At 64.4% G+C, this 24,337-nt stretch carries 21 protein-coding genes; 10 read left to right on the forward strand and 11 right to left on the reverse strand.

Annotated features, from left to right (window positions below; translation table 11 throughout):
• The 6 genes from K3F49_RS11640 (at window position 1) to K3F49_RS11665 (ending at window position 6,043) form a co-directional block, all read left to right on the forward strand.
• Window positions 1-882, forward strand: coding sequence for an AAA family ATPase (locus K3F49_RS11640; RefSeq protein WP_234681055.1), 882 nt, complete (start codon window positions 1-3; stop codon window positions 880-882).
• A complete protein-coding gene (locus K3F49_RS11645) occupies window positions 879-2,000 on the forward strand; it encodes a vWA domain-containing protein (protein ID WP_234681056.1) in 1,122 nt (373 codons plus the stop codon). Before K3F49_RS11640 ends, K3F49_RS11645 begins: the two co-directional genes overlap by 4 nt.
• Window positions 1,997-2,881 carry an amidohydrolase family protein gene (locus K3F49_RS11650; RefSeq protein ID WP_234681057.1) on the forward strand — a complete coding sequence of 295 codons (885 nt, stop codon included), beginning with the start codon at window positions 1,997-1,999 and terminating at the stop codon, window positions 2,879-2,881. The genes K3F49_RS11645 and K3F49_RS11650 overlap by 4 nt, the downstream gene beginning before the upstream one ends.
• Window positions 2,882-2,911: 30 nt before the next feature.
• A complete protein-coding gene (locus K3F49_RS11655; protein ID WP_212300604.1) occupies window positions 2,912-3,760 on the forward strand; it encodes an MBL fold metallo-hydrolase in 849 nt (282 codons plus the stop codon).
• 75 nt (window positions 3,761-3,835) lie between these two features.
• Complete coding sequence (locus K3F49_RS11660; RefSeq protein ID WP_234681058.1) at window positions 3,836-5,413, forward strand: isochorismatase family protein; 1,578 nt, start codon at window positions 3,836-3,838, stop codon at window positions 5,411-5,413.
• A gap of 3 nt (window positions 5,414-5,416) precedes the next feature.
• Window positions 5,417-6,043 (forward strand): FMN-dependent NADH-azoreductase, encoded by a 627-nt coding sequence (locus K3F49_RS11665; RefSeq protein ID WP_234681059.1) that lies wholly within the window; start codon window positions 5,417-5,419, stop codon window positions 6,041-6,043.
• A 751-nt stretch (window positions 6,044-6,794) separates the two neighbouring features.
• Here K3F49_RS11665 and K3F49_RS11670 read toward each other — a convergent pair.
• Both K3F49_RS11670 and K3F49_RS11675 read right to left on the reverse strand, forming a co-directional pair.
• Window positions 6,795-7,784 carry a Bug family tripartite tricarboxylate transporter substrate binding protein gene (locus K3F49_RS11670; protein ID WP_234681060.1) on the reverse strand — a complete coding sequence of 330 codons (990 nt, stop codon included), beginning with the start codon at window positions 7,782-7,784 and terminating at the stop codon, window positions 6,795-6,797.
• Between the two features lie 82 nt (window positions 7,785-7,866).
• On the reverse strand, window positions 7,867-8,067 hold the full coding sequence (locus tag K3F49_RS11675; protein WP_234681061.1) for a hypothetical protein: 201 nt from the start codon (window positions 8,065-8,067) through the stop codon (window positions 7,867-7,869).
• Between the two features lie 89 nt (window positions 8,068-8,156).
• On the opposite strand from K3F49_RS11675, the gene K3F49_RS11680 reads away from it, so the two are divergent.
• Window positions 8,157-10,997 carry an ATP-binding protein gene (locus K3F49_RS11680; protein WP_234681062.1) on the forward strand — a complete coding sequence of 947 codons (2,841 nt, stop codon included), beginning with the start codon at window positions 8,157-8,159 and terminating at the stop codon, window positions 10,995-10,997.
• Window positions 10,998-11,012: 15 nt separating this feature from the next.
• Here K3F49_RS11680 and msrA read toward each other — a convergent pair whose 3' ends face one another.
• The 5 genes from msrA to K3F49_RS11705 form a co-directional block, all read right to left on the reverse strand.
• The gene (msrA, locus tag K3F49_RS11685; protein ID WP_234681063.1) at window positions 11,013-11,528 is read right to left on the reverse strand and encodes a peptide-methionine (S)-S-oxide reductase MsrA; all 516 of its coding nucleotides are present in this window, start codon (window positions 11,526-11,528) and stop codon (window positions 11,013-11,015) included.
• Between the two features lie 134 nt (window positions 11,529-11,662).
• Window positions 11,663-12,085, reverse strand: coding sequence for an OsmC family protein (locus K3F49_RS11690; protein ID WP_234681064.1), 423 nt, complete (start codon window positions 12,083-12,085; stop codon window positions 11,663-11,665).
• 138 nt (window positions 12,086-12,223) lie between these two features.
• Complete coding sequence (locus K3F49_RS11695) at window positions 12,224-13,537, reverse strand: epoxide hydrolase family protein (RefSeq protein WP_234681065.1); 1,314 nt, start codon at window positions 13,535-13,537, stop codon at window positions 12,224-12,226.
• 256 nt (window positions 13,538-13,793) lie between these two features.
• The gene (locus tag K3F49_RS11700) at window positions 13,794-14,483 is read right to left on the reverse strand and encodes a VOC family protein (RefSeq protein WP_234681066.1); all 690 of its coding nucleotides are present in this window, start codon (window positions 14,481-14,483) and stop codon (window positions 13,794-13,796) included.
• Window positions 14,484-14,540: 57 nt separating this feature from the next.
• A complete protein-coding gene (locus K3F49_RS11705) occupies window positions 14,541-15,212 on the reverse strand; it encodes a sensor histidine kinase (RefSeq protein WP_234681067.1) in 672 nt (223 codons plus the stop codon).
• A gap of 330 nt (window positions 15,213-15,542) precedes the next feature.
• Between K3F49_RS11705 and K3F49_RS11710 the strand changes: the two genes are divergently transcribed.
• From K3F49_RS11710 to K3F49_RS11720, 3 genes are all read left to right on the forward strand, one after another.
• On the forward strand, window positions 15,543-18,380 hold the full coding sequence (locus tag K3F49_RS11710) for an ATP-binding protein (RefSeq protein ID WP_234681068.1): 2,838 nt from the start codon (window positions 15,543-15,545) through the stop codon (window positions 18,378-18,380).
• 118 nt (window positions 18,381-18,498) lie between these two features.
• Window positions 18,499-19,206 carry a hypothetical protein gene (locus K3F49_RS11715; protein ID WP_234681069.1) on the forward strand — a complete coding sequence of 236 codons (708 nt, stop codon included), beginning with the start codon at window positions 18,499-18,501 and terminating at the stop codon, window positions 19,204-19,206.
• Window positions 19,207-19,396: 190 nt separating this feature from the next.
• Window positions 19,397-20,401, forward strand: coding sequence for a helix-turn-helix domain-containing protein (locus K3F49_RS11720; RefSeq protein WP_234681070.1), 1,005 nt, complete (start codon window positions 19,397-19,399; stop codon window positions 20,399-20,401).
• 85 nt (window positions 20,402-20,486) lie between these two features.
• Here the strand turns inward: K3F49_RS11720 and K3F49_RS11725 are convergent, their stop codons facing one another.
• From K3F49_RS11725 to K3F49_RS11740, 4 genes are read right to left on the reverse strand one after another with little or no spacing between them, the layout of a single operon-like run.
• Entirely contained in the window at window positions 20,487-21,470 is a 984-nt protein-coding gene (locus K3F49_RS11725; protein ID WP_234681071.1) for an ABC transporter ATP-binding protein, read from the reverse strand.
• Window positions 21,467-22,456 (reverse strand): ABC transporter ATP-binding protein, encoded by a 990-nt coding sequence (locus tag K3F49_RS11730; RefSeq protein WP_234681072.1) that lies wholly within the window; start codon window positions 22,454-22,456, stop codon window positions 21,467-21,469. The genes K3F49_RS11725 and K3F49_RS11730 overlap by 4 nt, the downstream gene beginning before the upstream one ends.
• Window positions 22,457-22,475: 19 nt before the next feature.
• Window positions 22,476-23,399 (reverse strand): ABC transporter permease, encoded by a 924-nt coding sequence (locus K3F49_RS11735; protein WP_234681073.1) that lies wholly within the window; start codon window positions 23,397-23,399, stop codon window positions 22,476-22,478.
• Window positions 23,396-24,337: an ABC transporter permease gene (locus K3F49_RS11740; RefSeq protein ID WP_234681074.1), complete on the reverse strand. Its 942-nt coding sequence runs from the start codon at window positions 24,335-24,337 to the stop codon at window positions 23,396-23,398. Before K3F49_RS11740 ends, K3F49_RS11735 begins: the two co-directional genes overlap by 4 nt.

Raw genomic sequence — 24,337 nt, forward strand, 5'->3', positions numbered from 1 at the left:
ATGGCGGTCCGCAGCAACATCGTTGGCATCGACAGCCCGGAGGCGCTGGAGAAGGCGTTGCGCGCGGCCTATTACCTGGCCGACGAGGGTCTCGCGACCGCCGCCTATCTCGGCCTCGCGCTCGGCAAGCCGCTGCTGCTCGAGGGCGCGCCGGGTGTCGGCAAGACGGAAGCGGCGAAGGCCATCGCCGCCGTGCTCGGCCGCCGGCTGATCCGCCTGCAATGCTACGAGGGTATCGACGCCTCCGCGGCGCTCTACGAATGGAACTACCCGCGCCAGATGCTCGCGATCCGCCAGGCCGGCGACGAGAGCATCGATATCTATGGCGAGACGTTTCTGATCGAGCGTCCCATGCTGGCGGCGCTGCGTGCGCCGGACTCGACCGTGCTGCTCATCGACGAAATCGACCGCGCCGACCAGGAATTCGAGGCCTTCCTGCTCGAATTCCTGTCCGACTTCCAGATCTCTATCCCCGAGCGCGGCACGGTACGCGCCGCCGAGCGCCCTGTCGTCGTGCTGACATCGAACCGGACGCGTGATCTGCACGAAGCCTTGCGCCGCCGCTGTGTCTACCACTGGATCGATTATCCCACCGAAGAGCGCGAAGCGCGCATCATCATGCTGCGGGCCTCCAGCGTTGCGGAGGCGACCGCGCGGGCCGTCGTCGCGGCCGTCGGCAGGCTCCGGCGCGAGCCGCTCAGCAAGGCACCGGGCATTGCCGAGGCCGTCGACTGGGCCGAAGCCGCGACATTGCTCAACAAGGGCGGCGCGCGCTGGCCCGACGCGTTCAAGCGCTCGATCGGCGTGGCGCTCAAGGACGAGGAGGATCTGCACTTCATCTCCCCCCGGCTCGACGCCCTGCTCGCGGAGGCCACCGCATGAGCACCGAGCCCGAGCTTCCGCGCGCGGCGCGCATCTTCGTCTCCTTCGTTGCACTCCTGCGCGCCAACAGCTTTGCCGTCGCCCCGGAGCAGACCACCGCGTTCCTCACCGCAATCGAGCTGCTCGGCCCGCGTGACCTCGGGGACATCAGGCAGGCCGCACTGGCCACCCTGGCTCCGCCACCCGAGCGCCGCGCGACCTTCAACCGGTTATTCGACCTCCACTTCCGCGGCAGCGAAGCGCTGGAGCGCGTTGATGACGGCGAGGACGACGAGACCGTCCGGCTCCAGGAGGAAGGTCGCGGCGACGAGGAGCCGCTTCTCTCCGACGACGCCAATGAGTCCGGCCTGACTGCGACCCGCACCGAGGCGCTCGTCGAGCGCCGCTTTGCGCAGCTTTCCACGACAGATGCGCTTCGCCGCCTGTCGCGTGAGGCCCCCCGGCGCCTACCGCGGCGGCGTGGCCATCGCCGCATGCGCGCCCGCCGCGGCCCCTTCGCCGATCTCCGCCGCACCTTACGCGACTCCGTCCGGAGCGACGGCGAAATCCTGCGGCTCGGCCACATGAAGCGGCGCCAACGCCCGCGAAAATTCCTGCTGCTGATCGACGTCTCCGGTTCGATGAAGACCCGCACCGAAGACAACATGAAGTTAGCCCATGCGCTGGTGCAGGCGGCGCCAAACGTCGAGGTCTTCACCTTCGGCACGCGGCTGACCCGGGTCACCCGTGCGTTGCGGCTGAAGCGCCGCGAGCAGGCCTTGAGCGCGGCTGCCCATCTCGTCAGCGACTGGGACGGCGGCACCCGGATCGGCGACGCGCTGCAGGCTTTCCTGGCTGTCCCCCGCTTCGGCGGATATGCGCGTGGAGCAGCCGTTGTCGTCGTCTCGGACGGACTGGAGCGCGGCGAGCCCGACGCGCTGCGCGATGCGGTCGCAAAGCTATCGCGGCGGGCCTGGCGCGTCAGCTGGCTGACGCCGCTCGCGGCGGGCCCGGGCTTTCGTCCGCAGACTGAAGCGCTCATCGCCATCGAGCGCTTCGTCGACGATCTCGTCGACGGTGGATCGAGCGCGTCCATCGTCGCGCATGTGCTGGCATTGGGACGAAGGAGAGTTGCGTGACCGAGATTGTCGACGGCCATCATCATATCTGGCGGCAGGCCGACCTGCCCTGGCTGGTCGGCCCGATGCAGCCCCGCATCTTTGGACCCTACGAGGCCATTCGGCGCGACTATCCGATGCTGGAATATCTCGACGACCTCAGGGGTAGCGGCGTCACCCGCTCGGTCTATGTCCAGACCAACTGGGCCAACGATCGTTTCGAGGACGAAGCCGCCTGGGTGCAGCAGACCGCCGACGAGCAAGGTTGGCCGCATGCCATCGTTGCCTACGCCAATTTCGCCGTGGACGACGTGCGCCCGCAGCTCGACCGCCTGAAGCGCTATCCGCTGGTGCGCGGCGTGCGCATGCAGCTGCATTGGCACGAGAATCCGCTCTATCGTTTCGCCGCAAAGCCCGATCTCTGCATCGATCCCTTGGTCAGGCGCAACATTGCTCGCCTCGCCGATTACGGCTGGAGCTTCGACTTGCAGGTGTTCACACCGCAGATGCCGGATGCCGCGCAGCTCGCCGAGTCCTGCCCCAAGGTGACTTTCATCCTTCAGCATGCCGGCATGCTCGAAGATCCTTCTCCGGCGGGACGCGCGGCCTGGCGCGCGGGCATGGCCCGGCTCGCGACCTGTCCGAACGTGGTCTCCAAGCTCTCCGGGCTCGGAACCTTCATCCACCGCAACGACCCCGCGCATATCGCAGCCATGGTTACCGACACCGTCGCAATCTTCGGCGCCGATCGCTGCCTGTTCGGCTCCAATTTCCCGATCGAGAAATTGTGGACCAGCTATCGCGAGCTCGTCGACGCATTTCGTGCCGCGACAGCCCCGCTGAGCGCCGAGCAACGGGACGCGATCTTCAGAGGCACCGCAGCGCGCGTCTATCGGCTTTGACGGATAAAAACGGAACAGGGAGGGAAACGAATGGCGCTGGAGATCAAGATCCTGGACTACGGCGATATCGAGCTGGAATCGAGCTTCCTGGTGCTCGGCCGCGATTGCGGCCGCACCCGCCGCGTCCTCACGCTGGGCTTTTTGATCCTCGGCGGCAAATATCCGGTCGTGGTCGACACCGGCTATCGCTCCAACCAGATCATGGAGACGCTGGGCATGCGCGGCCTGCAGTACCACGAGAACATGATCGAGAACCAGCTCGCGCGCCACGGCGTGCGCATGGGCGACGTCCGTTTCGTCTGCCATACCCATCTGCACATCGACCACGCCGGCAAGGACGATCTGTTCCCGATGAACACGACCGTCGTCCTCAACCGCAAGGAGCTGGAATATTCGGTGTCCGGCCTGATGCATCCGCAATATCCCGCACCCGACATCAAGCACCTGATCGACCGCCTGCACACCAAGAGCGCGCTGCGCTTCCTCGACCTCGAGATCACCGGCCCGATCGAGCTGATGCCCGGCGTCTATTGCGACGCCGCCGGCGCCCACACCGAGGGCTCGATGAACATCATCGTCGAGACCGCCGACGGCATCGCCACCATCTGCGGCGACGTGATCTACGATTTCAACGACCAGATCGTCACGCCCTTCAACGAGATCCACGACTGGGAGCCCCGCACGACGGGCAACCACGGCACCAGCAAGCGTGCGGAGAAGGCCGCGATCAAAAAGCTGCTCAGCAACTCGCGCTACCTGCTGCCGGTACACGACCGCCCCGCCAAGATCGAAGGCGGCAATGTCGTGGGCCGGCTCCACGACCAGGTCCCGGGACCGATCGTGCAGTCCCTGCCCGCGCGCAACTGGTTCCCGGCCTGAGCCTTTTTGTCTGCGCATGATCTTGTCGGAAAACCGCTCCACACTTTTCCGGATCATGCTTTTGAGGACCAACCGATGACACACGTCACTTTGCGCCCGGAATTCGAAACCCTGATCGATCCTTACGCGCCCGTCGCGCAGGTCGGCACAGGCTTTGACTTCACGGAAGGGCCGATCTGGCATCCGGTCGATCATTACCTGCTGTTCTCGGACATGCCGGGCGACGTGCGCCGGCGCTGGGATGCGCGGCGCGGCGTCGCCGAGGTCAAGCGTCCCTCGAACAAATGCAACGGCATGACCTATGACGCCGAGCTCAATCTGATCGTGTGCGAGCACGCGACCTCGTCGCTGATCCGCGAACGACCGGACGGACGGCGCGAAGTGCTGGCCTCGCACTTTGGCGGACAGGAGCTCAACAGCCCGAACGACGTCTGCGTGCACTCCTCCGGTGCGATCTATTTCTCCGATCCCTGGTATGGCCGCATGCCGGTCTACGGCGTCGAGCGGCCGCGCCAGCTCGGCTTTCAGGGCGTTTATCGCGTGGTGCCCGGCAGCGAGCCCAAGCTGGTGGTCGACAGAACCCTGTTCGATCAGCCGAACGGGCTGTGCTTCTCGCCCGACGAGAAACTGCTCTACGTCAACGATACCGTGCAGGCGCTGGTGCGCGTGTTCGACGTCAATGCCGACGGCACGCTGTCGAACGCGCGCGTGTTCGCAAGCGGCATCCGCTCCGAGCTGGAGCCGGGCCTCCCCGACGGCATGAAGTGCGACCAGCACGGCAATGTCTGGGTCACCGCGCCCGGCGGCGTCTGGGTCTACTCGCCGCGCGGCGAGCTGCTTGGAAAGCTTCGCGTGCCCGAGCTCGTCGCCAACCTCGCCTGGGGCGGACCGGATTTCCGCACGCTGTACCTGACCTCGACGCATTCGGTTTACGCCATCCCGACCAAGGCCGGACCGCGGCACGAACCCTATATGAGTGGCAGGCGTAGCGGTGGCGGCGCCACGAGCGCCAGCCCCGCCGCTGCGGCGCCGATCCTGGCCGACGGCGAGTTGCGCCTCGATCCAAACCGCTGCGCCATGATCATCCAGGACCTTCAGAACGACGTCATCATGGATGGCGGCGCGTTCGCCGAGTCCGGTGCGCCCGGGCACGCGAAGCAGCAGCATGTCGTCGAGAACGTCCGGCGCCTGGCGGAAACGGCACGCGCGCGCGGCGTCACCATCATCCATGTCTGGTTCGTGGTCGAGCCCGGCGCGCCCGGCGTGACGCTGAACGCGCCACTGTTCGAGGGCCTCGTCGACAGCAAGGCGATGGTGCGCGGCAGCTGGGGGGCTGCACCGGTTTCCGGCCTCGAGCCGCGCCCCGGCGACTTCGTGGTCGAGAAGATGCGGATGAGCGCCTGGGAAGGCACGCGGCTGGAAACGATCCTGAAGGCCACCGGCCGCGACATGATCATCAACACCGGCGCCTGGACCAACATGTCGGTCGAGCACACCGCGCGCACCGGCGCCGACAAGGGCTATTTCATGATCGTGCCGGAGGACTGCTGCTCGACCATGAATGCCGACTGGCACTCGGCCTCGATCAACTTCGCCATGCAGAACGTTGCCGTCGTCACCCGCGCGGACGCCGTCATCAGAGCGCTGGGATGAGCGGTGGCGAAGCTTTTGCACCTCTCCTGCTCCCCGCGCGTTGATTCCGAGTCGAGCGCCGGTGCACGCCTCTTTCTTGACGGGTTTCGCCAGGCCCGCCCCGACTGGGACATCGACGTCGCCGATCTCTGGCACGAGCGCATGCCGGAATTCGCGGGTCCCATCGTCGAGGCCAAATATGCACGGATGAACGCGCAGGCCTTCAACGACGCGGAGCGGGCCAGGTTTGCCGAAGCCGAGCGGATGGCGTTGCGCTTCTCGCTGGCCGATCGCGTGCTGATCTCGACGCCGATGTGGAATTTCGGCATTCCCTACAAGCTGAAGCAGTGGTTCGACATCGTCATCCAGCCCGGCCTGACGTTCCGCTTCGATCCGGCGCGGGGTTATTTACCGCTGCTGAAGGACCGGCCGACCATCGTCATCCTCGCCTCCGGCAGCGACTTCGCCACCGGCATGAACCGCGGCCGCATCGACATGGCGACGCCGTACTTGCGCGAGGCGCTTCGTTTCATCGGCGTCAGCGACGTGCGTTTCGTGCCGATCGGCCCAACGACAGGCCCAATTGAGCCGATCCGCGCCGCCCGCGACGCTGCCCACAGCCGCCTTGCCGAAATGGCGAAGCGGTTCTGAGTTGCGCTCGCAATGACGGAGTCTGAGGCGGCAACGTCACTCTTAAATGTACAGTGCCGTTGGATAGCGAGCACAGACACACGTTCGCGTCCTCGCAGCGCAATTCGCCGGAGCTTTGCTTGATCTTTCCGCCCTCTTCTCCAAGAGGGCGCAGGGAAGGCCGGGTGCTGACCTCGCACCCGCGGTCCGCTGCGCGAAGGTGTAGCGCAGGAAAACCGCACAGCAGCATACAGGTGGTGCCAATCACTCGGCCTTCCCTGCGCGGTGGGTTGACGGCTTATGCCGTGCTCTCCCGGGAGCCGAATTCCTTCTGGCCTCCCTCGCCTCGCGAATTGACCGTGCATTTCACCCGGTTGGGCTCCCTGCACCTCCGCAAAGGCTTGACCGTAGCGACGACGGCCAGGACCACACGGTTTTGCCGTACGCACGGCTCGTTTGTTCGCCGCATTATCTCCAGGCGTTGTCGACATTGCCCAGAGAATGCTGGCGAGACGAACCCTGACAGCGCCGCTCGTCGACACGCGGTTTCGGGCTCACGGGGACTACCCGCCCTGCCCGCACCTCTCGCGCCCAACGCTGCCCGCGTCCACCGCAAGCCCGGCTCGCAATCAAGACGACACGAGATCGCCCCTCAAGGATGAGCCGGGATGCCGCAACACATACGCCATTTCCGAATTTCGGTAAAGTGGAATATTTTTGCGGGGAGGGGTTGACGGCTGGTGGGGTGTTTTGCCCGACGGCACAACGTCGCCTACAGCGACTTAAGCCCGATCGACTTGATGACCGGAGCAAGACTTGCCGTGGTGGCATCGACAATTCGCTGAAACTTGTCCGGGCTCGAATCGCTGTCCGGCTCCATACCCTGTGCGCGATACTTCGCCTGCAATGCAGGATCGGCCATCGCGGTTCGTGTCTCCTGCGCGATCCGGTCGATGACCGCATCCTCGGTCATCTTCGGCGCGAACAGGCCGAACCATCCTTCATAGCTGAGATCGGGCATGCCAGATTCGATAGCGGTCGGGATATCCGGCGCGCCGCTCAACCGCTTCTCGGGTGTGACCGCGAGCAGCTTTATCTTGCCGGCCTGACTCAATTGCAGCAATTGAACCGACATGACGGCAATGATGAGAGATATCTGGCCGGCGACGAGGTCGTTGGTTGCCTGCGCGATCCCCCGATAGGGAACGTGGACCATATCCAGCCCGCCCGCCTGCTGCTTGAACATCTCGCCGACCAGATGATTTCCGGTGCCGATGCCTGGTGTCCCGTAAGACATCGTACCGGGTTTGATCCTGGCGTAGGCGATCAGCTCTTGCAGATTTGTCGCTGGCACGGACGGATGGGTGGCAAAAACCAGCGCACTGCTGATCAGGCGATAGATCGCCCGGAAGTCGCCGACGGAATAGCTGGGATTTGCCGTCGTCAGTGGAATGATGACCTGCGTGCTGCCATTGCCCAGAAGCAGCGAATAGCCATCGGGCGCATCGCGCGCGACGGCGGTCGTCCCGATCGCGCCGCCTGCACCGCCGATGTTCTCGACGAAAGTCGGACCAAGCTGCGATGACATCCGCTCCACCCAGGGACGTCCGATCTCATCACCCGAGCCGCCGGCCCCGTAGGGGATCACCAGCCGAATGGGACGGGAGGGATAGCCTGCGGCGCCCCCGCAGCGTGGAAATCCGGCGATGGTCGCTGCAAATGCGGCTGCATTGACGAATCGTCGCCGCGAGAGGGAGGGCATGTCTCATTCCGAAGGTGGGCGGATTGTGATCCGTGGCGGGACCGGCTCCCGAAACTCCTTTCGCAGCACTCTGCGGCCATCGTCAATGGCGGGCGCGATCGGCAAGGCGACGGGGCTCGTGCGCAAAACGGAGGTCTCCCCCGTTTTGCGACATGCGCCCCCTGCGCAGGATCGACAGCTCCTGGGAGGGGTGTTTCGGGCGCGGGCTTAAGTCCTTCAGCAGAAAGCGATATTTTCTCTCCAGGACACAGATCAAGGCAGCCGGGATCGGATTGTTGGCCATCCCCGCTGCTTTCGTCCAGTTTACTGTACGCTTCGTTCTGGTAGACAAAGTCCAACGTTTTTGACTCCCTGCCGAGGGGGCGATGGTGCGTGCCAGACGATAACAACCATGACTCGGCCATTTCTTTTGGGCCATTTCGACTGTTTCCGAAGTCCCGCCTCCTGGAGAGGGACGGCGCGCACCTTCACGTCGGAGGCCGCGCGCTCGACATACTGATCTTCCTGGCCGAGCGGCCCGGCGAAGTCGTCGACAAGCGCGAGCTGGTCAAACGTGTCTGGGCCGACGTGAATGTGGACGACGGCAGCCTCCGCTTCCACATCGCAGCGTTGCGCAAGGTACTCGGCGACACCGGCAAGTCCGCCCGCTATGTCGTCAACGTCCCCGGGCGCGGCTATTGCTTCGTCGCATCACTCGCCCAGGTCGCTCCCGCACTTCGTGCTGCCTCGGTTGATGTCCCCCTTCCCCGTTCGCTTCCCGCGCCGCTCGCCCGGGTGATCGGGCGCGACGACGTCATCGAGAAGATTTCGACCGGGCTCGCGCAACATCGTTTCGTCACCGTGGTCGGCCCCGGCGGGATCGGCAAGACCGCAGTGGCCGTGAGCGTGGGCCATCGCCGGCTGGCCCATTTCGATGGCAACGTCTTCTTTGTCGATTTCGGACCAGTGAGGAAGCCCGAACTCGTCGCCATCACCATCGCATCGACGCTCGGACTGTCCATCAATGCGGAGGATCCCGTTCCGGCCCTGCTGACCCATCTCCAGGCGAAACCGACGCTGCTGATCTTCGACAGTTGCGAGCACGTGCTGGAGACCCTCGCGCCGCTGGTCGAGCGGCTGGTTCGCGAGGCGCCGCGCCTGCATGTGCTCGCCACCAGCCGCGAATCCTTTCGCAGCGAGGGTGAGCGGATCTTTCGACTGTTTCCGCTGGATTGTCCGCCCCGGCGCGACGACCTCGCCGTGGCCGAAATCCTCGCCTATCCCGCAGCCCAGCTCTTTGTCGAACGCATCGCACAGAGCTCCGGGCCATTTCAGCTCAGCGCGGAAGAAGCACCGCTGGTGGCCGACATCTGCCGCCGTCTTGACGGCATCGCACTCGCGATCGAGCTCGCGGCGGGCCGCGTCAATGCCTATGGCATCGCCGGCACGGCGTCCCTGCTCGACAGCCGGTTTTCGCTGCAATGGCGCGGGCGACGCACGGCCATCCCGCGACACCAGACGCTCGGCGCCGCGCTCGACTGGAGCTACGACCTTCTTCCCGCATCCGAGAGCGCGATCCTGCGGAGATTGTCGGTGTTCGTTGGCCCGTTCACGCCGGAGGCGGCGGCCGCCGTCGCGTCGGGCGATGGGCTCAGTGCCTTGGCGACCATGGAGGCGATCGATAATCTCGTCACGAAATCGCTGATCGCACCATCCGGCGCGCGAACACTGTGTTATCGCCTGCTGGATACCACGCGCACTTACGCGCTCGGCAAGCTGAACGAGGCCGGCGAAGCCAAGCGGATCGTGCAGCGGCACGCCGAATATTTTCGCGACCTGTTCGAGCGCGCGGAAGCAGAGACGTCCTCGCCACTGTCGGACTGGCTTGGCGTCTATGGCGCGGAGCTGGACAATCTGCGCGCCGCGCTGGATTGGGCCTTTTCGCCGGATGGCGATGCACGGCTCGGCATCGCGCTGACGGCGGTGGCGGTCACGCTCTGGATCCGTCTTTCGCTGTTCTCGGAGTGTCGCGAGCGCGCCAGGACGGCACTTGCCGCGCTCGGCGACCACGGCGACGAGCGCGTACGCATGCAGCTCCTGGCGGCGCTCGGCTGGTCGCTGATGTATGGCGAGGGACGCGCGCGCGAGGCCCGCCCTATACTCGAGGCCACGCTCGAACTGGCCGACAGGCTCGACGACAAGGATTTCCGGCTGCGGGCGCTCTGGGGCCTGTGCATCGACCAGTTCAACAACGGCGCGTTCGGCAAGGCGCGCGCGCTCGCCGATCGTTTCGCCGAGGCTGCTTCGAGTTCACCCGACAAGACCGATCTCATGCTGGGCGACCGGTTGACCGCCGTGGCGCTGCATTATCTCGGCGACCAGCACGGGGCCCGAATTCGCATCGACCGCGTGAATGCCTCCCTGCATGTGCTGGCCGAGAAACCAAAGATCTTCCCGCTCGATGTCAGGCTGTCGACGCAGTATTTCCGCGCCCGCATCCTGTGGCTCCAAGGCCATGCGGATCAGGCTCTGGCACTCGCCGAACAGAACATCCATGAAGGCCGCGCCAACGGCCACGCGCTGACGTTCTGTAGCGTGCTCGGACAGGCCGCCTGCCCGATCGCCTTTCTGGCCGGGGACTACGATGCGGCCGAGCGCTACGGGACCGAGTTGGTCGCGCATACCGATCGCCACGCCATCCGGCTCTGGGGTCTGTGGGCCCGCGCTTTCAACGCCCTGGTCGTCGCCAGGCGCGCGGACGTCGAGACGGGCTTGCCGCTGTTGCGCGACGAACTCAATCGCGCCGGCGATGCGCGCTTCCTGCCGCGCTTTCTTCCCCTGCTTGGCGAACTCGCAGCGTGTTTCGGACGGGCCAACCAGATCCACAACGGCTTCGACACGATCGAGAACGCGTTGGCGCGTTGCAACGACAGGCAGGAACGCTGGTATCTGCCGGAGCTGCTCCGCATTAAGGGTGAGCTGATGCTGAGAGAATCACCGCAATCGGAAGCCGCTGACGCCTGCTTTCACGAGGCGATGGATCTGGCCGCGCAGCAGGGCGCAGACTTCTGGCAGTTGCGATGCGCGATCAGCATGGCACAGGCCAGGATCGGACGGGACCAGGGCGCGGAGGCCCTTGCTGTTCTGGAGAAGGCTTGCGCCGCGATGACCGAAGGATCCGGTATCGCAGATATGCGGATCGCCAATGATCTCATCGCGCAATTGCAGTCCTGACCCGCGCATCGACGCTTACCCTCCGGAAACAGCCGCGCGCCGCGGCAGCTTCCAGTCCGGCCGGATGAAATGACAGGTGTAGCCGTCAGGATAGCGTTCGAGATAATCCTGATGCTCAGGTTCGGCCTCCCAGAACTCGCCGGCGGGGGCGACTTCCGTCACCACCTTGCCGGGCCACAGCCCCGACGCTTCGACATCGGCAATGGTGTCTTCGGCGACGTGCTTCTGCGCGTCCGACGTGTAGAAAATCGCAGAACGGTAGCTCGTGCCGAGATCATTGCCCTGGCGATTGAGCGTGGTGGGGTCGTGGATCTGGAAGAAGAACTCCAGCATGGTCCGGAAGCTGGTCTTCTCGGGATCGAACATGATCTCGATCGCTTCGGCATGGCCCTCGTGATTGCGATAGGTGGCGTTCTTCACCCGACCGCCGGTGTAGCCGACCCGCGTCGAGATCACGCCGGGCTGCCTGCGGATGAGATCCTGCATGCCCCAGAAGCAGCCTCCAGCCAAAACTGCGCGCTCTGTCGTCATTTGATGTGTCCTTCTTCGCCGTCGAGGTGCCCGCGTCCACGCGGAAACGCCATCTTACCGATAACCTCTCGCCCAGGACTTTGCCTTCATCAGACTGATGCTGGCAAGTCCTGGGGGCAGCTCCGAATTTCCGCCTAGGTCAATTTGGCGTCGAGCGTGATCGTCGCGTTGAGCACTTTCGACACCGGACAGTTCTTCTCGGCCTCGCCGGCGATACGGGCAAAACCGGCGTCGTCGAGGTTCGGCACCTTGGCGCGCAAGGTCAGTGCCGACTTGCTGATCTTGAATCCCTTGCCATCGGGATCGAGGGTCACTGCGGCCTCGGTGGAGAGCTCAGTCGGCGTGAAGCCGGCGAGCTGAAGACCAAAGGCCAGTGCCATCGTGAAGCAGCCGGCGTGAGCGGCTGCGATCAATTCCTCGGGATTGGTGCCCTTCTCGTTCTCAAAGCGCGTCTTGAACGAATACGGCGTCTCGGCGAGCACGCCGGATTCACTCGATAGATGGCCGGTGCCATCGCGGCCGGTGCCCTGCCATACTGCTTTTGCTTTGCGGATCATCTCTTTTCTCCTTGTTTGCTTGTGGTCGTTTGGCGGCGCTCCGCACCGGTGGAAGGCTATCCCGGCGTCACCTCCGTGTCGCCTTCCAACCAGTCGAGCGTCGCAGCGGTTCCACGAAGGGTGCGGGTCCCATCCAGCTCAGATCGACTGACGCAACGGGCGGAACGCGGTGCGCATTTCCGAACAGAACAGCGCGGGCTGCTCCCAGGCCGCGAAGTGCCCGCCCTTGTCGAGGCGGTTGTAGTGGATCAGCTTGGGATAGGCCTTCTCGGCCCAGCTGCGCGGTGCCGCGTAGATCTCGTCAGGGAAAACGCTGACGGCGACCGGGATCTTCAAATGCTTGGGCGCGAAGAACACCAGCTTGTTCTCCCAGTACAGACGCGCCGACGACACCGCCGTGTTGGTGAGCCAGTACAGCGTGATGTTGTCGATGACATCGTCGCGCGACAAGCCTTCGGTCTTGCCGTCGAAGGTTCGGGCGATCATCGCGGCGCTGCGCGCGTCGTGGTCGAGCATCCAGGATGCCAGGCCTGCCGGCGAATCCACCAGACCATAGAGGGTCTGCGGCCGGTTCGACATTTCGATCGCGTAGCCGAGGCCGTGCTTGTAGAAATCGTCAAGCTGATCGTAGGCATATGTCTCATCTGCCGAGAGGCCGGGTGGCTTCGATCCGCCGGGCTGGAGCGCCTTGGCGATATCATCGGGAACCGTCGCGGGCATGTTGGTGTGAATTCCGAGCAGCTCCGGCGGCGCCAGCAGCGCCATCTGCTCCGTGACCGCATTGCCCCAATCGCCGCCCTGGGCGACGTAACGGTTGTAGCCAAGCCGCTTCATCAGCACGACCCAGGCGCGTGCAACACGCTGCGGATCCCAGCCAAGCTCGGTCGGCTTGCCGGAAAAACCGTGGCCCGGCAGTGAGGGGATCACGAGGTCGAATGCATCGGCTGCCTTGGCACCATGCGCAGTCGGATCCGTCAGCGGACCGACGATCTTCATCTGCTCGATGATCGAGCCCGGCCAACCATGCGTGACGATCATCGGCAAGGCATTCTCGTGCCTGGAACGCACGTGGATTAAGTGGATATCGACGCCGTCGATCTCGGTGACGAATTGCGGCAACGCGTTCAACCGTGCCTCCATCTTGCGCCAGTCATAGTCGGACTGCCAGTAGCGCACGAGCTGCTGGACTGTCGTGAGCTGCACGCCCTGCGACTGGTCGGCGACGATCTCGCGATCCGGCCAGCGCGTCGCTGCGAGACGGCGGCGCAGATCAAGCAGGTCTTCCTCGGGCACGTTGACGTGGAACGGGCGAATTGCGCCGCTTGCGGCGGCCTTTACCGGGCCTGCCGGAAACAGGCTCGCGGTGCTTGCGGCAACAGCCATCATTGCGGCCTGACCCAGCAATTGGCGTCGATCCGGGTTCATCATGTCGGCTCGTGTCTGCGTTGTCATTTTCGCTCTCCCTTGTTCTGGTCTGTGACGTTGACCGAAATTCGAAATCGCCGATCGGTTCGTCCTGGAGACAGATTGACTCACACACCGGCCATTGGCTCGTTATGGATTGTTAGGCTGCGTTAGCCGTTGCGAGTCGTCGTGACACCGAGCGGGAATGTGATGAGGCATGGTCTTCGGGGCGCAAATGCATCACGGCGCGCGATGAGCCATCGCGCGCCGTGTCAGCATTGACTCAGATGTCTACGTTCGCGAGTCAGGTCGGCAGCGGCTGGCCAGCCTGCTCGCGCACGATGTAGTCGGCGTACCAGTCCTGCCAGTTCTCGTCATGCGCGCCGGTCCGTTTCTCGTGCTCACCATGCGCCGCCGCGGCGCGGCGTAGCGCGCGCGCAAGTTCACTTGACGAGGTGAAAATCGTATCGGTCGCGTCGATACGGCCGGGCAGCCGCGTTGTGATTTCCTGGAACAGCCAACCGTTGCCGTCGGGGTCCCTGAAGGAGGCAAATGAGCTGTAGCTGCCGCGTTTTGGATCAGCGCCGTTGACCCGGACACTGCCGAAGAGATACGGCTCGTCCACCCCCGCGTGAACGTCGCCGCCACCATGGAAGGGTTCGCTGATCTTGACGCCACGCGCTAGCAAATCCTGGCGCGCCGCCTCAAGATCAGAGACGATCAGATAAAGGCCTTGCGCCGAACCGGGCGCCGCGGGCGTGACGTTCTTGCCGAAGATCACGGAACAGGCCGAACCCGGCGGCGTGAACTGGATCACGCGCCAGCCATCACCGGAGGCGAAATCAGCGTCCAGTCTCCAGCCGAGGCTCGCATAAAATGCCTTGGCGCGGTCCACGTCCGATACAGGGATTACGACGACCTCGAGCTTGAGATCGACGGCACGCGATTTCGCTGGCTTCGCGTCGGCTGGATGATTGATCTCGGTGGTGGTCATGTCGAACTCCCTGGTTTGAGGTATGGTTCGTGAGCGATTGCGAGCGCGATCGCTTTCTCAGGCGGCCGCGCTCGGCATTGCTATGGTCACGCGCGTACCGCCCTGCCCGGCCTCGCCCTGCATCCGGGCACTGATGCTGCGCGCCAAGCCTTCCAGGATCCGGCTGCCGGCGCCCTGAAGCGGCCCGGTGGCGCCGATACCATTGTCAGTCACTGTGCAGAGCCAGCTGCCCTCGTGGTTCGCGACCTCGATGCGGATCAGCGCGCCCTTCTTGTTGGGAAAGGCATGCTTTGCCGCATTCGTGACCAGCTCCGTCAGCATCAGTGCAAGCCGATGACACTGCCAGGCCGGCAGCATGCCGTTTGCGATCGATGCCTCGCAGCGGATGACGGCCGGCGCCAGCACCGCCTCGGACAGCGCGCCACACAGGCTTTCGAAGAAGGCTTCGACCGAGATCATGGCAAGATCGTCATTGTCGGACAAAAGTTGATAGAGCCTGCCGAATGCGACGATGCGCCGCTCCAACCGGTCCACCGCGACCGACATGTCCCTGGTCCCGGCCCGCGTGAAATCGCGGCGGACTGACGCACCCAGGAGCGTCAGGGTGTTCTTCATGCGATGGTGCGACTCGCGCAGCACGAGTTCCCAGTCACGCGATACATCGTCGAGATTGGCGACAAAGTGAGATCGAACACCCCTGTCGTTCGTCCGAGAGCTGATTTCGGGCATGATAGCCTCCCCCGTTGGAAATAGGCCTAACTCGAAAGCTATACTGATGCAGATCCCCGGCTCACGCTCGTTAGACGTTGCAAGATTCTGTTATGATCGGAAGACGCGTGATACTTGCCTGTCGCGACCAATCCATCAGTTCTGACGCGCGCTGCCGAACTTTCACGCTTTCGCATAAGCCGCTCGCGTTTAAGCAAAATTCGCAGCGTTTGGTCCGAGCAATTCCTGTATGTGCTGCTCGATTTCGCCGCTTTCGGCCGGTTTACTCACGATCTCGTTCTGGTAGATCAAACAGACAGCAGCCCTTTCCTTTCATTGGAATCATGGCACGTGCCGGACACTAACGACCAGGACTCAGCCGTTTCCTTCGGGGCCTTTCGGCTGCTTCCCCGGTCGCGGTTGCTCGAGAAGGACGGCGTCCCGGTTCATCTCGGCGGTCGCGCGCTCGATATCCTGATTTTTCTCGCTGAGCGTGCCGGCGAGGTGGTCGACAAGCGGGAATTGGTCAAGCGGATTTGGGCCGACGTGAATGTCGACGAGGGCAGCCTGCGCTTTCACATCACGTCGCTGCGCAAGGCCCTGGGCGATGGCGGCGAAGGCTCTCGTTATGTCGTCAACGTGCCTGGCCGCGGCTATTGTTTCGCGGCACCAACGCGCCGCACCGCGCCTGCGGAGAGCCGGCCCGTCGCGACTGCGTCCTCGCTCCGGTCCATACCTGCTCCACCCGCGAAGATGATTGGCCGGGATGACGCCGTCGAGAAGATCGCGACTGAACTGTCCCTGCATCGGTTCGTCACCATCGTCGGCCCCGGCGGCATCGGCAAGACCTCGGTTGCACTTGCCGTGGCGCATGGTCAGCTTGCGAGCTTCGAGAGCCAGGTCTGCTTCGTCGACTTTGGCGCGCTGACGGAGCCGCGGCTCGTTCCAGGTACGATTGCCGCGGCGCTTGGCCTGACCGTCAACTCCGACGACCCGATACCCGGGCTGTTGATGTCACTGCGCAACCGCCGGACGCTGCTGGTCTTCGACAGCTGCGAGCATATCATCGACGAGCTCGCTCCGCTGGCGGAGCGCATCGTGCGGGAAGCCGAGGAGCTGCATGTTCTCGCCACCAGCCGCGAATCCTTTCGCACCGAGGGCGAGCGGGTGTACCGGCTGTTTCCGCTGGATTGTCCGCCGCAGCGCGACGGACTCAGCATGGCCGAAATCCTTGCCTATCCGGCGAGCCAGCTTTTCGTCGAGCGGATTGCCGAAAGCCTGAGCGAATTCGAGCTCAGTGAAGAGGACGCGCCTCTCGTCGCCGATATCTGCCGGCGTCTGGACGGCATTGCCCTTGCGATCGAGCTTGCCGCCGGACGGGTCAACGCCTACGGGATCGCCGGCACGGCCTCGCTGCTCGACAGCCGTTTCTCGCTTCTGTGGCGAGGGCGCCGCACTGCAATTCCCCGGCACCAGACGCTGAGCGCGGCGCTGAGCTGGAGCTACGATCTCCTGCCTCGGGCCGAGGGCGCGACATTGCGCGGCCTGTCGGTATTCGTCGGGCCATTCACACTCGAAGCTGCGCTCGCGGTCGCCGCAAGTCAGGGCATCGGCGAGGCGGAAGCGGTCGAAGCGATCTCGAATCTGCTGTCCAAATCCCTGATTGCAACGTCGCCTGCAGAACGACGACTGAGATACCGCCTGCTCGACACGACCCGCGCCTTCGTCGGCGACAAGCTCGTCGAGAGCGGAGAAGCGGACCGCGTCGCGCGCGCCCACGCTGAGTATTTCCGCGACTTCCTGCATGACATCTCCGTCAAGTCCAATGGCATGCAGAGCGCGGGCGGCTTCCTGCCCTATGCCGATCATTTGCCGAATGTGCGGGCCGCGCTAACCTGGAGCTTTTCAGAAGCCGGCGATCGCGCGCTCGCCGTGGACCTCGCAGCTTCGGCCGCGCAGTTCTTCCTCGAGCTGACATTGCTGACCGAATGTCATGGCTGGACCCAGCAGGCGCTCGCCTCTGCCGAGAACGTCGACCGTCGCAAGGAAATGACTTTGCAAGCGGCGCTTGGCGTCTCCGTGATGTTCACGCAAGGCAACACGGATGGGGTCCGTTCGGCGTTCACGCGAAGCCTGCAACTGGCCGAGGCGCTCGACGACCTGCACTGGCAGCTCTGGCTGTTGCGCGGGCTGCACATCTACCTGACCCGGGTCGGAGATTTTCATGGCGCGCTCGGCACCGGCGTACAGAGCGAAGGCGTCGCCCGGAAGCTGAACGACCCGACCAGCACCCTGAATGTCGAGTGGATGCTGGGCGTGGCGCATCATCTGATCGGGAACCAGGACAAGGCCGTCGCGTTCTGCGAGAGCGCGATGGTGCACAATCCCGGCTCGCAGCGGCTGAATATCGGCCATCTCGGCTATGACGACCGCATTGTCGCGCTGGTCGCCCTGGCGCGCGGGCTCTGGCTCAGCGGCCGGCCCGACCGTGCCATCGAGGCGGCAAGATACACCGTGCATCAGGCCGAGCAGCTCGAGCAGCCCCTGACGCTCGGCATTTCCCTGATCTGGACGATCTACGTGTTTCTGTGGGTCGGCGACTGGGCCAGCGCCGAAAGCCTGATCGATCGGCTGATCGATCATTCCGCGCGGCACTTCCTCGGCCCCTATCACGCGGTCGGCATCGGCCAGAAGGGCGAGCTCCTGCTCCGCCGCGGCGACATCGCCGGCGGCATCGAGCAGCTTCGCCGCAGCCAGGCAACTTTGTACGCCACCCGGCACCGGATCATGACGACGGTGTTTGCAACGGCGCTCGCGGAGGGTCTGGCGGCCCAGAACGAGGCCGATGAGGCCTTGCGCACGATCGACGAAGCCATCGCCCAGATCGGCGATCACGGCGAATCGTTCGATATGCCGGAAATGCTGCGGGTCAAGGCGGATATCCTGGTTCAATCCGCCAGGGCGACCGAGGCCGAAGCCTGTCTCCAGCAATCGCTGGCCCTGTCGCGCCGGCAATGTGCGCGCGGCTGGGAGCTGCGGGGGGCGATGAGCCTGGCCCGCGTCTGGCAACGGGCCGGGCGAAAGGGCGATGCGCAGGCGCTGCTGGCGCCGCTGGTCGGGCAATATCAGGAAGGCCTGTCGAGCCGCGACCTGGTCGCCGCCAAGGGGCTCCTGAGCGCGCTGAATTAAGAGCATCTTCAACGGGATACCGCCCCATTGCACTCTTGCAACTCCTAACAACTTCTAACACGCCAAGCCGCATCCGGCCCGCCATGGTGCTGAGACTTCATGGTGGATGCAGTGAGACATGGCACTTCTTGACGATGCGATCGACGCCTGCGGGGGCTTGGCCCGCTGGAACAGCCTGAGCCGGTTCACGCTGCATCTTTCCGTTGGGGGCGCCCTGTTCTCCGACGCCGGACATGCCCGCGAATTCAAGGACGTCACCGCGGAGGGATCGACGCGGACGCAATCGGTCCGCTTCACCGGGATCACGGGCGGAGAACGGTCCGGCGCGTTTGCGCCGGATGCGATCACGATCGAAAGCCTGGATGGCCAGGTGCTGCGGACCTGGCGCAACCCGAGCCTCGCCTTTCCAACAAACGGCGCGCACGCGCTGGCGGACGAACTGCATCTGGTCTTCTTCTGCGGCGTCCAGATCTGGAACTATCTCACCACTCCATTCCTCCTGGCTCGTCCCGACGTCGTCGTCGAGGAGCTGCCGCCGTGGCAGGAGAACAGTGAGACCTGGCGACGCCTTCGCGCGCAATTCCCGCCGAGCCTGATCAGCCTCGCGTCCGAGCAAGTGTTCTATTTCGACGGGAGCGCTTTGCAGCGACGGACCGATCACGATCTGCTGGGCGCACATGTCGCGCACTATTCGTGGGCTCACGATCATTTCAACGGCATCGTGGTTCCAACCCTTCGGCGCACGCTGACGCTCCAGCCCGATGGCACCGTTCTCGCCAAGCCCGTGCTGATCGACGTCGAGATTTTCGACGCCGTGTTCGAATAACGGCTAAACGTCGTCTAAAATCCAGACTCCCGCGACCAGCTGCCGCACCCCACCCGCGCCCACATAATCTAACACATCCTAATCACCCCTAACGGGCTTCCAAGCCTGCTCACGCCTATCCTGTCAGCATACCGAGGATGCGAGTTCACCGGTCATAGCGAACGACCGCGAAGCTCAGAAGGAATAGGCGATGCTGACCGAATTGCACCAGACCCACGCCCGGATCGATCTTCCGGCCGGCCCGAGAGATCACGAAGCACCTCGCGCGACGCAGGCCATCGCCCAGGAAGCCAAATGGCGTCAGAACATTTGCAGCTCGCAGGCCGCGCTGGAAGACATCGCGATCTCGCGATGGGACGACTCGCGGGAGGCCTCATGGCACGTAGCGACGACGCCGCCCGATCGATATTTCGTCGGCATTGCGTTGAAGACAACGCGCGCCACCCTGACCAGGGAGCGGCGGATCATCTTCGACGGCACCATGCCGTCGGGTACCCTGTATGTCAGCGCGCCGTCGAAACAGCTGAGCGCCCAATTCCAGGCGCCTTGCGCTTTCCTGCACTTCCACATCTCCGCGGAGCACTTCCCGACTCAATGGGCGCAGAGCGCTGCGGAAGGGCTCGACGACCTCGTTCTGTTGCGTGATCCGCTCACCGCGGGACTGGCCACGGCACTGGCCGAGCAAGGCGATGCCGCAGTCCGCGAGTTTGCCCGTTGCATCGGCCAGATCCTTGCGATGCATCTGGCCCGGCCCGAACTGCCGCGCGCCAAGGTCAATGCATTGCCGAAATGGCGCCTGCGGCGTGTCGAGCAACATGTCGCCGCTCATTTCGAACGCAGCATCAGCCTGTCCGAGCTCGCCAATGTCGCAGGCCTTTCGCGGATGCATTTTGCCGCACAGTTCCGTGCAGCGACCGGATACCGTCCACGCGAATACCTGCTCAATCACAGGATCGAGCACGCAAAGTCGTTGCTGACGACGACGCAGCGGCCGCTGGCCGAGATCGCACTTGCCGTCGGGTTCAGCACCCAGGCGCATTTCTCGACCGTGTTCAAGCGCATCAGCAGCCAGACGCCGGCGCGATGGCGCGCCGCCGCCAGGAACGAACGGCCCGCGCTTGAAAGTCCTCCGCGACGCCGGCTCTCGCCAGACAAGGATTGGGCCGTCAATGGACCCTACGCAAATGCGCTGTGAGGCGTTCAACAGCCGCAACTCGCGATCGCTTGGGAGAGGCGCGGAGCGCGCGGTCTGGCGACGGTGCGGTACCCGATATCGTTCTCTATCCCGCCGGCAGAGCATCGAGGTGGCAGGCCACCCACTGTTCGCTCTCCGCCGAACGTAGCAGCGGCTCTTCCGTCCGGCAGCGATCGAACACATAGGGACAACGGGTGTGGAAGCGGCATCCGCTCGGTGGATTGATCGGGCTCGGCACGTCTCCCTTCAGGATGATGGGATTGCGCTGAGCGCCGGGCTCCGGCAGCGGAACTGCCGAGAGCAGCGCCTTGGTGTAGGGATGCCTTGGCGCCGCAAAGATCTCCCGGCGCGGCGCCACTTCGACGATCTTGCCGAGATACATCACCGCAACACGATGGGTCATGTGCTCGACAATGGCGAGGTCATGGCTGATAAACAGCAGCGCGAGACCAAACTCGCGTTGAAGATCCTGCAGCAAATTGACGATCTGCGCCTTGACCGAGACGTCGAGCGCAGAGACCGCCTCGTCACAGACGATCAGCTCCGGCTCGGCCGCGAGCGCTCGTGCAATGCCGATGCGCTGCCGCTGGCCGCCGGAGAATTCGTGCGGCCTGCGGTTGAGCGCTTCCCGGGGCAAGCGCACCGTGTCCATCAGCGTCGTCACGCGCGTCTCGAGATCGGCCGCAGATTTGGCGAGGCCGAAATTGCGGATCGGCTCCGCCAGGATGTCGCGCACGCGCATGCGCGGATTGAGACTCGAGAACGGATCCTGGAACACCACCTGCATGCGCTGCCGCAACTGACGCATCGTGCTCGGATGCGCATCGTCGATGCGCTGGCCATCGAGGATCACCTGGCCGGAGGTCACGTCGAACAGCCGCAGGATCGCGCGGCCGACCGTCGACTTGCCGCAGCCGGACTCGCCGACCAGCGACAGCGTCTCGCCGCGTGCGATCTCGAAGGACACGCCGTCGACCGCATAGACCCATTCGGACTTGCGGCCGAAGAGACCCCTATTGACCGGAAAGTGCTTCTTGAGGTCGTTGACCTGGAGCAGCGGAGGGCTCATGCCGCAACCGCCCCCTTGGCGGCGTAGTGGCAGGCCGCGATGTGACGTGGCCCCTTTTCTTCGAGACCCGGCGCATATTGCCGGCAGAGATCGGTCGCGAGCGCACAGCGTCCGGCAAAAACGCAGCCGGTGATCGGTTTGCGCAGATCAGGCACCTGACCGGGGATCTCGGCGAGCCGTCTTGCCGTGCCGGTCAGCGAGGAGCCGAGCCTCGGCACCGCGCCAAGCAGGCCCTGGGTATAGGGATGACGCGGCGAACGAAACAGCTCGGCCACCGGCGCCTCCTCGACCTTGCGGCCGGCATACATCACCATGACGCGCTCGGCGATCTCGGCAACCACGCCGAGATCATGGGTGATCAGAATGATCGCCGCGCCCACGCGGCTTTTCAGGTCCAGCATCAGCTTCAGAATCTGCGCCTGGATGGTCACGTCGAGCGCGGTCGTCGGCTCGTCCGCGATCAGGAGCTTCGGGTTGCAGGCCAGCGCAATCGCGATCATCACGCGCTGGCGCATGCCGCCGGAGAGCTGGTGCGGATATTCGCGCACACGCCGCTTCGGCTCGGGAATGCCGACCAGCGTCAGCATCTCGATCGCGTGCGCCTCGGCGGCCTGCTGGTCTAGGCCCTGATGGATCATCAGCGTCTCGCGGATCTGGCGACCGACCGTCAGCACCGGATTAAGGCTCGTCATCGGCTCCTGAAAGATCATCGAGATGTCGTTGCCGCGGATGGCGCGCATCTCTCGATCCGAGAGTTTTAAGAGATCCCTGCCCGCGAAGCGGATGGCGCCCGCGATCCTGCCCGGCGGCTCGGGGATCAGCCGCATCAGGGACATCGAGGTCACGGACTTGCCGCAGCCGGACTCGCCGACGATGGCGAGCGTTTCTCTCTCGTTGACATGGAACGATACGCCGTCGACCGCACGGTTGATGCCGGTGGGCGTCCGGAAGTGGGTTTGAAGGTTCTCGACTTCGAGCAACGCCATCGCGATCAGCTCCGCAGCATCAGAGGCTCTTGGCCATGCGCGGATCAAGCGCATCACGAAGACCATCGCCGAGCAGGTTGACGGCGAGCACGGTGACGGACAGGAACGCCGCCGGGAAGAACACGATATAGGGCTTGACCTGCCAGAGCGCGCGGCCTTCGGCCATGATGTTGCCCCAGGACGGAATGGTCGGCGGCGTGCCGGCACCGATGAAGGACAGGATCGCCTCGGTGATCATGGCGCTGGCGCAGATGTAGGTCGCCTGGACCAGCATCGGCGCCAGCGTGTTGGGCAGGATATGGCGCAGGATGATCATCGGCGTGCGCGTGCCGCAGGCCACCGCCGCATCGACATAGGGCTGCTCGCGCAGCGACAGCACAACGCTGCGGACGAGGCGCGAGACGCGCGGAATCTCGGCGATGGTGATCGCCAGAATGACGTTACCGACGCTGCCGCGCGTCAAGGCCATCAAGGCGATCGCCAGCAGGATCGGCGGGATCGACATCAACCCGTCCATGAAGCGCATCAGGATGCCGTCCGCCCAGCGGACGAAGCCCGAGACCATGCCGATGGCGAGACCCGCCGCGGATGCGAGGATCGCTACCGACAGTCCGACCGTGAGCGAGACGCGCGCGCCGAACAGCACGCGGGAATAGATATCGCGGCCAAGCACGTCGGTGCCGAACCAGTAAAGCGCGGACGGCGCGCGGGTGCGCTTGGCGGGTGCAAGTGCCGTCGGATCGACTGTCCAGAGATACTGCGCAAAGATCGCGATCAGAACCAGCGTCAGCAGCAGCGCGCCGCCGATCGCAACGGTGGGATGGCCGCGCAAGAACCCGATGAAGCCGCGACGGATCGTGACTGGTCGGAGGATTTCAGGCAGTTGCGGCGCGAGGACGAGACCCGGTGGCAGCGCCTGTGGATTGACGGTCATGTCGGTCAATAGCGGATCCTCGGATCAACGAGCGTGTAGGTGACGTCGATCATCAGATTGACGAGGACGTAGACGAAGCTGAACAGCAGCACGATGCCCTGGATGACCGGATAGTCGCGGCGCAGGATCGCGTCGATCGTGAGACGGCCGAGACCGGGGATCGCGAACACGCTTTCCGTGACGACCGCACCGCCGATCAGGAGCGCGATGCCGATCCCGATCACGGTCACGATCGGCACCGCCGCGTTCTTCAAGGCGTGAATGAACAGGATGCCACCCTGCCCCATGCCCTTGGCCCGCGCGGTGCGGATATAGTCCTGCTGCAAGACTTCGAGCATGGCGGCGCGCGTGATGCGCGCAACCAGCGCGATATAGACGCAGCCGAGCGCGATCGCGGGCAGGATCAGATTCTGCAACCACGGCCAGAGGCCCTGGTTAAGCGGCGTGTAGCCCTGCACCGGAAGCCATTCGAGCTCGAGCGCGAAGATGTAGGCAAGCATGTAGCCGACGACGAAGACCGGCAGCGAGAAGCCGAACACCGCGAAGCCCATGATGGCGCGATCGATGAAGCTGCCGGCCTTCCACGCCGCCACGACACCGAGCGGCACCGCGACCACGATCGTGAGTAGAAGCGTGATCACCATCAGCGACAGCGTCGGCCCGAGGCGCTGCCCGATCATGGTCGAGACCGGCAGATTGGTGAAGATCGAGGTGCCGAGGTCGCCGTGCAGAATGCGCCAGACCCAGCTTCCGAACTGGATCAGGAAGGGACGGTCGAGACCGAGGCTCTGGCGGATGCGCTCCACATCCTCCGGGCTCGCCTGGTCGCCAGCGATCACCACGGCGGGATCACCCGGCGCGATATAGAGCAGGCTGAACACGAACAGTGCAACGATCGCCATCACCGGCAAGGTGGCGACGATGCGCCGGAGGATATAGGAGAGCAT

Source organism: Bradyrhizobium monzae, from assembly GCF_021458635.1.
Classification (GTDB): domain Bacteria; phylum Pseudomonadota; class Alphaproteobacteria; order Rhizobiales; family Xanthobacteraceae; genus Bradyrhizobium.

Coding starts and splice junctions, on each gene's coding strand:
- K3F49_RS11675 (WP_234681061.1), bottom strand. CDS start 8,067: ATGGCCAACAATCCGATCCCGGCTGCCTTGATCTGTGTCCTGGAGAGA.
- K3F49_RS11670 (WP_234681060.1), bottom strand. CDS start 7,784: ATGCCCTCCCTCTCGCGGCGACGATTCGTCAATGCAGCCGCATTTGCA.
- K3F49_RS11645 (WP_234681056.1), top strand. CDS start 879: ATGAGCACCGAGCCCGAGCTTCCGCGCGCGGCGCGCATCTTCGTCTCC.
- msrA (WP_234681063.1), bottom strand. CDS start 11,528: ATGACGACAGAGCGCGCAGTTTTGGCTGGAGGCTGCTTCTGGGGCATG.
- K3F49_RS11730 (WP_234681072.1), bottom strand. CDS start 22,456: ATGGCGTTGCTCGAAGTCGAGAACCTTCAAACCCACTTCCGGACGCCC.
- K3F49_RS11660 (WP_234681058.1), top strand. CDS start 3,836: ATGACACACGTCACTTTGCGCCCGGAATTCGAAACCCTGATCGATCCT.
- K3F49_RS11700 (WP_234681066.1), bottom strand. CDS start 14,483: ATGACCACCACCGAGATCAATCATCCAGCCGACGCGAAGCCAGCGAAA.
- K3F49_RS11740 (WP_234681074.1), bottom strand. CDS start 24,337: ATGCTCTCCTATATCCTCCGGCGCATCGTCGCCACCTTGCCGGTGATG.
- K3F49_RS11690 (WP_234681064.1), bottom strand. CDS start 12,085: ATGATCCGCAAAGCAAAAGCAGTATGGCAGGGCACCGGCCGCGATGGC.
- K3F49_RS11640 (WP_234681055.1), top strand. CDS start 1: ATGGCGGTCCGCAGCAACATCGTTGGCATCGACAGCCCGGAGGCGCTG.
- K3F49_RS11715 (WP_234681069.1), top strand. CDS start 18,499: ATGGCACTTCTTGACGATGCGATCGACGCCTGCGGGGGCTTGGCCCGC.
- K3F49_RS11725 (WP_234681071.1), bottom strand. CDS start 21,470: ATGAGCCCTCCGCTGCTCCAGGTCAACGACCTCAAGAAGCACTTTCCG.
- K3F49_RS11655 (WP_212300604.1), top strand. CDS start 2,912: ATGGCGCTGGAGATCAAGATCCTGGACTACGGCGATATCGAGCTGGAA.
- K3F49_RS11695 (WP_234681065.1), bottom strand. CDS start 13,537: ATGACAACGCAGACACGAGCCGACATGATGAACCCGGATCGACGCCAA.
- K3F49_RS11705 (WP_234681067.1), bottom strand. CDS start 15,212: ATGCCCGAAATCAGCTCTCGGACGAACGACAGGGGTGTTCGATCTCAC.
- K3F49_RS11720 (WP_234681070.1), top strand. CDS start 19,397: ATGCTGACCGAATTGCACCAGACCCACGCCCGGATCGATCTTCCGGCC.